At 53.2% G+C, this 6,501-nt stretch carries 4 protein-coding genes and 3 pseudogenes; 3 read left to right on the plus strand and 4 right to left on the minus strand.

The genetic code is table 11. From position 1 onward, the window contains the following. Positions 1–277 precede the first annotated feature (277 nt). Entirely contained in the window at positions 278–910 is a 633-nt protein-coding gene (locus H7A76_RS19290; RefSeq protein ID WP_185699959.1) for a polysaccharide lyase family 7 protein, read from the plus strand. Positions 911–1,158: 248 nt separating this feature from the next. Here the strand turns inward: H7A76_RS19290 and H7A76_RS19295 are convergent, their stop codons facing one another. The 3 genes from H7A76_RS19295 to H7A76_RS19305 all read right to left on the minus strand — a co-directional run bounded on the left by H7A76_RS19295 (position 1,159) and on the right by H7A76_RS19305 (position 4,374). Next, on the minus strand, positions 1,159–1,470 hold the full coding sequence (locus H7A76_RS19295) for a hypothetical protein (RefSeq protein WP_185699960.1): 312 nt from the start codon (positions 1,468–1,470) through the stop codon (positions 1,159–1,161). A gap of 851 nt (positions 1,471–2,321) precedes the next feature. Continuing rightward, entirely contained in the window at positions 2,322–3,551 is a 1,230-nt protein-coding gene (locus tag H7A76_RS19300; protein WP_185699961.1) for a benzoate/H(+) symporter BenE family transporter, read from the minus strand. 217 nt (positions 3,552–3,768) lie between these two features. Continuing rightward, a complete protein-coding gene (locus tag H7A76_RS19305) occupies positions 3,769–4,374 on the minus strand; it encodes a glutathione S-transferase family protein (RefSeq protein ID WP_185699962.1) in 606 nt (201 codons plus the stop codon). A gap of 334 nt (positions 4,375–4,708) precedes the next feature. On the opposite strand from H7A76_RS19305, the pseudogene H7A76_RS19310 reads away from it, so the two are divergent. Then, a pseudogene (locus H7A76_RS19310) lies at positions 4,709–4,987 on the plus strand (winged helix-turn-helix transcriptional regulator); the annotation flags it as partial. 123 nt (positions 4,988–5,110) lie between these two features. Here the strand turns inward: H7A76_RS19310 and H7A76_RS32835 are convergent. After that, positions 5,111–5,296: pseudogene (locus H7A76_RS32835) on the minus strand (tautomerase family protein); the annotation flags it as partial. A 94-nt stretch (positions 5,297–5,390) separates the two neighbouring features. On the opposite strand from H7A76_RS32835, the pseudogene H7A76_RS32405 reads away from it, so the two are divergent. Continuing rightward, positions 5,391–5,924 (plus strand): annotated as a pseudogene (locus tag H7A76_RS32405) (tyrosine-type recombinase/integrase); the annotation flags it as partial. Positions 5,925–6,501: the final 577 nt, after the last annotated feature.

Below are 6,501 nucleotides of genomic sequence, written 5' to 3' on the forward strand. Positions count from 1 at the left end.
TACCCATTTACAACGAATACAGGTTTGCCTATATTCGATCCGTGCCGATTCACCCTCGGCCCGATAGCGAAGGCTGCGTCGCTCTTGAACAAGGCGCGCCACATCGGATCGTCAACGGCTAGCTGGGGATCGCCCCGGCCATGTCCGGAGAGCTAGGGAAAGGCATGGAAGGAAGTCACGCGAAGCTCACGTATTTCTGGCCAATGGCTTGTTCGGCACTCACGCAGCACCTGCAAAGAACTGCGAGTTTTCATATCCAAGGACCATAAGGAAAAGCATGAATAATTTCGGCAGCATCATCGCCCACGGCACCCTCTACCTCTATCCGGAGCGTCCGCCACAGAATCTGTTCTGGATCGACCAGAACGGCCACACCAATTACTGGTGTTCGGTCCAAGGCGGCACCTCGGGAACCTCCAAGACCCCGCGCACTGAGAGTCGCCAGACCCTCCCTGACTCCTCTGTCTCGTTCAACTGGCCGCGCGGCAGCGCCAGGCACGCCATGAGCGGCCGAGTCCGCGTGGAGGCCGCTCCATCCAGTGGCAAAGTCATCGTCGGGCAGATCCATGCCCTCAACGCTCCCAATCCGTTCCTGATGGTGATCTGGTGGGACGGCTTCGTACGGATCGAGACCCGTAGCACACCGGGAGGCCTGGCCAAGACTCTGTTGAAGAAGCCTGTCACGCTGGGCCAGGCGTTCGACTACCACGTTGAGGTCGATGCCCACGGCGAACTGAGCGCTTCTCTCGACACCCTCAGCGCCAACATGACAGTCGGCAAGTCCTGGGATAAATACCCGTTCTACTTCAAGGCGGGCTCTTATGTGATCGACAACGAAGGGCCGGCAACCGAAGGCGGCTGGGTGGTTTACGAGTCCTTTGACGTATACAACGGCGCGCTGCAAGGCTGACGACCACAGCCTCAAAACGCCGCAAGTGCAGGATGCCCGCAAGTTCGAATGGAGAACTGCCCCAGACCAGGACATCAGTCTGTGGCCAATACCATTCGTAGCGACTCTTGCAATCACCTCCCGAGGCGAGAAGTTCAGCCTGACCAAGCAGGCCGCTTGAACTTCCCGTCCCTAGAAAGTCTGGAAACCCGTTTACAGACATAGAAAACCCAGCACATTGCTGGGTTTTTCCACAATCAGTTTTCCGGTTAAACCAAGTACATCTCCAACGAGGCAGCGTTTCCAGCCAGTTGCGTACCTACGCCATAAGCTGCATTGATTACCCTGCATACCGATTTGCGGCGAGCCAGATTTTCAACTTTCGGATCGGTAACCAAATCATCGAAATAGGTGATCAGGCTGTCGTCTGTTAGAAGATTGGCCCCCTTGAGCCTCGCCGTCATATTCTTTATTTGAGTTTTAGCGGACTTGCCTGAAATCGAACATGCCTTGTGGTCGACCGCAAGCAGGAACAGCTCTTCAATTTTTTGGAGGTCATGATTTCCCAAGTTCGTAAGCATAAAAGCCATCCGTGACTAGTGGTTCGGTCAGATTGACAATCCAGCTCGCTCATGTACCAGCGGCTCCAAAGTCTTGTGCCGCTTCAGAATAAGGGATGCAGGGTTACAATCAAGCGGCTGCTCTTCACATCGCTCCATCGCTACGAAACAATTTAGCCCGCCTTGAAAGCGGACGCCGGTACCACGCACGCTGAACAGATCACAGGGACAGAGAGGCAGACGACGTTGATCAGGATTACCCGTCGCCTAAGCATACCGGAGTGATGGAGCTCACCGAGTTGACACCTAGCCTTAGAGATATCGAGACTTCGATCCTTGCACTCGTCGCACTTTACTGCACCGGTATCGGTGTAGCGTTTGCCGGTGGCTTGCTGCCGATGAACGACAAAGGGGGACCCGCTGGCATTACCAGCGGTGAGTCTTTTGTCGTGGCCAGGACTCAGTTAGTCAAACAAGGTTGGCAACCGACACTGATGCATACCTCTGATGCTTATGAATACAGTGGCGTGGAACGGGAGCTGGTTGCACACAAGTTTTTCGAGGTCGACACCTGCTCCCTCGATAGTTCGCGCTGCATCTTGTTCTACTCAAACAAAGGCACTTGCCTGCGTGTCGACACTATCGGCGAGCACCTAAATGACATGAGGATTACGCGATGGGCAGATGAGTGCCCTAACATGCCTACGGAGCCAGGTACAGCAACCAACACGCGCCCATGACTGTTTGCAGAGTGCTCGTACGCTTGCTACCTCGTTTTAGGAAATCGATGTTGCTCATTCGCTAGCAACGCCCTCCCCCGGCAAACCGATTACGCAAACGCCGGAACCTCAGGTTTCGCAGAGTGCAAGTGATTATTCCAACTCTTCTTCCGGCTTTACTGATTTGCGATCGAACAGACTTGGAAGGGAGATCTTGAGTCTAGGACAGGCATGCAGTAGCAACATAGCCAGAGCACCTGCCAGCATGCCCCAGAAGGCGGATCCGATACCCAGCATCGTGATCCCGGATGCAGTGGCCAGAAATGTAACGAGTGCGGGCTCGCGGTATTTTTCACTCTGCAATGCCGTGGCCAGGCCATTGCCAATAGTACCGATCAGCGCTAGGCCAGCAGTGGCCAGTATCAGTTCTTGCGGGAAAGCAGCAAAGAGTGCAGCAACGGTCGCGCCGAATATCCCGACGACCAAGTAAAAAAAACCTGCAGCTACAGCAGCAATGTAGCGCTTCTTTTTGTCCTCATGCGCTTCTCTGCCGGAGCAAATGGCCGCGGTGATAGTCGCTAGATTCAACGCATAAGCGCCAAATGGGGCAAGCACAACGGTAACGATGCCGATCCAGCCAATCAGTGGAGAGCTTGGGGTTTCATACCCGGCTGCACGCAAAACCGTTAAGCCCGGGAGGTTTTGCGACACCATGGTCACAGCAAACAGGGGTAGTGCCACACCGACCATTGTCTTCAGGCTGAATACTGGGACGAAAAATTCAGGCAAAGCCAGATTCAGCTCTATACCTTTGAAGTTCAACATGTCCTTCGAGGCTGCGAGGCAGATTCCAACAACAAGAGGGATCACGACGGCATATCGAGACATAAGACGCCTTGCCAGCAGATAAGCCACCAGCATTGGAAATACCAACGCGAACTGGGAGTTCATTGCAGCAAAAGCATCAAGGCCAAAGCGTAATAGAATGCCGGCCAGCATGCCCGCGGCAATCTCGACAGGAATGCGCTTGACGACCCGCTCGAACCCCCCGCTAAAACCACAAACGGCAGTGAGAACGCCGCAGACGATGAACGCCCCAGTGGCTTCCTGTAAAGATACTCCTGCACTAGCGCTTATCAGTATGGCTGCGCCAGACGTCGACCAGGCAATGGCTATTGGCGCTTTGAAACGTAAGGACAGAGCTATGCCAGCGCCCCCCATGCCAATACAAAGAGCCAGCATCCATGAACCCACCTGCGCAGGCGTTGCCCCCAAGGATTGAGCAGCCTGGAAGACCAAGACAGCCGAGCTGGTGAATCCGACCAGGACAGTCACAAATCCAGCGTTAATGGTCGATAGGGATAGATCTTTGAAAAAGCTCATGCAATGTCCTGTGTGAAGCCGCCGGCAACTTCAACGCTCTCCCGGTCCGAGAGACGGAAATTTTTGATACGGCCATCAAGTCGATCGACCGACCGATACAATATTCATATTGCCCCACCCGATCATGTCGACTGAGTTCAGTTGGTTGCGCAATTGAAACTGACCTTGAACGCGGAAAGCACTACACAAGCTAATGCTTTCCGATTCAGCGCGACATTTATGCAGAGGCAGCAGTTTCTTCTTGAATTGCTTTAATGAATGCAGGATGAGCGTTAACCGCTGCAATCATATTGCGCACTTTTTCGCTCATGACAATGTCGACCGGGAAGTATTTACCCCAGCCCGCATAAACAGCCAGCATCATGTCCACAACCGAAATTTTTGCACCAAACAGATAAGATTCGTTCTTCAACTGACGCTCGACTGCTTGCCAGAGACTATTGATCGCCTCACTAGCCGCGTTCAGTGCCTGCTGTTTGACTGGACCGTCGGCCAGGGTCTTACCGATGAAAAACAAGCGACCATACGCAGGGTGCATAGTTGCGTTGGCAAACATGACCCATTCAACGAAGCAGGCTTTTTCCAGGCCGCTTTCAGGCAACATGCTATTTTTGTGCTTCTCGAGAAGATAAAGGATGATGGCGGCACCCTCGCGAATAACTTGTCCGTTATCAATAAGAATCGGCACCATTCCACGGGAGTCAAGCTTGTCAAAGTCAACCACCTTGCTACGGTCAATTACTTCGACGTCTTGCTTCAGCTCATTGAGCAATGCGTGGATGGCCAACGAACAGGCGCCGGGCATGTAATATAGCTTATACATAGATATTCCCTTATTTTAAGCGAACTAATACTTCATGAATGAAAGTGGAAAGATATGCCACCCCGCTCCGTTTAACTTGTAGAAACCGTGGGGGCTCTTGCCAACTGAACTTGATTGGTATTTCCAAATTTTTGCGTATGGATTAAAGTTCCACTTGACGAATTTTAGACGCCTTCGGTTTCCTTTGTATACCGAGATCCAGCCGTTTTTAAGAATAAGCGGTTACCAGGTGGTAACCATGTTTTCGAGGATGTCAGTCATGCTTCAGAGACGTCGCAATCACGTTAAGCCGCCGCCCGAAGGCTGCCCGCTAAGTGTATGTTTGGCCATCATCGGCGGGGCCTGGACCCCGAACATAATTTGGTATTTGAGCCGACAGCCCCGGCGTTTCACGGAGTTGAGGGGAGATATCCCTGAAATATCAGCCAAAGTTCTCAGCGCGCGCCTGAAGAAGCTCGAAACGGACGGCGTTGTCATCCGCCAAGTACTATCTACCTCCCCGCCCAGCGTCGAGTACAGCCTCTCGCTCCACGGCCAGGAACTGATGCCGGCAATTGAAGCAATCGCAAACGTTGGCCATCGACTGAAGGAACTGGGGATGGCCCAGGGCTAGTGGGCGCACGGACAAATGTCCAAAGCATCTTTGCGGTCAATTTGAGGAGCAGCGGGGGCAGCCAGCAAATGCCCCAGAAAACCATTCAAGGGCCATCTCTGATGTGATCAGCGCTACTGCTTCCTACCTGAAACACCCATTGATGCCTACCGTATACACCCTGCGTGTTCTTGTTAACGGTTTCCAGCGTGTTGCGTCGGGTACGCTCACTCGAAGATTCACCAGCCTCCCCCAGTTGTCGAGGTTGACCTCATTGATCACAACGAAGGTCAGGGCCGGTTCTTTGTCCAGAATGTCTTTTAGCAACTGGGTTACGCCGGTTACGGGCTACCCACGATCATAGATCGTAGCGAAGCTTGTCGAATCCCTTCTGGTAACGATCGGTGGGAGTCTCGAGTTCTTCGTTTCAGAGGTCGCGGCACTGCGCTGGGATGCTGTTGGCCTAGTGAAGCGCCAGGTTCATGCGCCGCTCTATGGCAGTGGCCGTAATCGAAGAACGCATCAAAACAAAAAAGAACCGATACGTGCTGCTCAATGATCGAGCGCTACACGCCCTGGAGTTCGCTGAGCGGTATGTTGACCGCCGGAAATCAGGGAGCGGATCCCTCAAGGACTTCCCTACGTCTTTCCTCCTTCCAAGATTAGCCAGCACATAAGGCAGACCTCAGATCCTCACAAGCAATGGGGTCCAGCACTTGATCGGCTAAACGTCCGATATCGACCGCCGTACAACTGCCGTCATACTTATGCGACAATATGCATAATATCTGGCATGAACCCCGCCTTTATTGCTCAACAGCTTGGACACAGCGTCCAAATGCTGCTCTCGACCTATGCCCGGTGGCTCAACTCCAGCGGCGATTGGGGCGAAATGGAAAAGCTCCTAAATGCCCCAGGAATGGCCCAAGCGCAAAATACGCGGCTCGCAAACCCTTGATAGGTAAAGTAATTGATCTCCACAGCTAACATCACCATGCAGTTCTAAGGGGGTATTTGGCGGTTGCAGGGGGTTGATTTCATTGGACAAAACCACCGTCGAACACCCCTCTAAACGGCCGTATTGGTATCAAAATTGGTATCAAGCGCATCCCTCCTCCGGCGTCCTGCCGACCGATCACAAAAACTCAAACCACTGTATATGCATACATGCATAAGATGGTAATATTTGAGAGCCACCTGCAGAAGAGCAGTTCTGCGGGAGGTATTGGGCGCCTCTAGGGCGCCCAATTTCGTTCTACTGAAGAACCTCCTGCCCGACTCGATATAGGAATGCAGGTGTCCCCGTGTTGTTCACCGTCCTGATCCGCACATAGTAGCCCGCGGGTACGAAACCTCTAACGCTTACTGCCCCCTTCTGTACGCTCTGCAGCGCGATGGCAAGAGTTACGACCTGGCTGCATGGCGACACGTCGACGCTTTGCACCGATGTTGTAAAACCAGCATCGGCTGCAATGTCTAGGAACACATCGCCGTCCTGGCCACTCCCGATCGACGACGTGACTGTGCATTGCACA

Origin of the sequence: Pseudomonas sp. MSSRFD41, from assembly GCF_014230245.1 — a bacterium.
Lineage (GTDB): Bacteria > Pseudomonadota > Gammaproteobacteria > Pseudomonadales > Pseudomonadaceae > Aquipseudomonas > Aquipseudomonas piscis.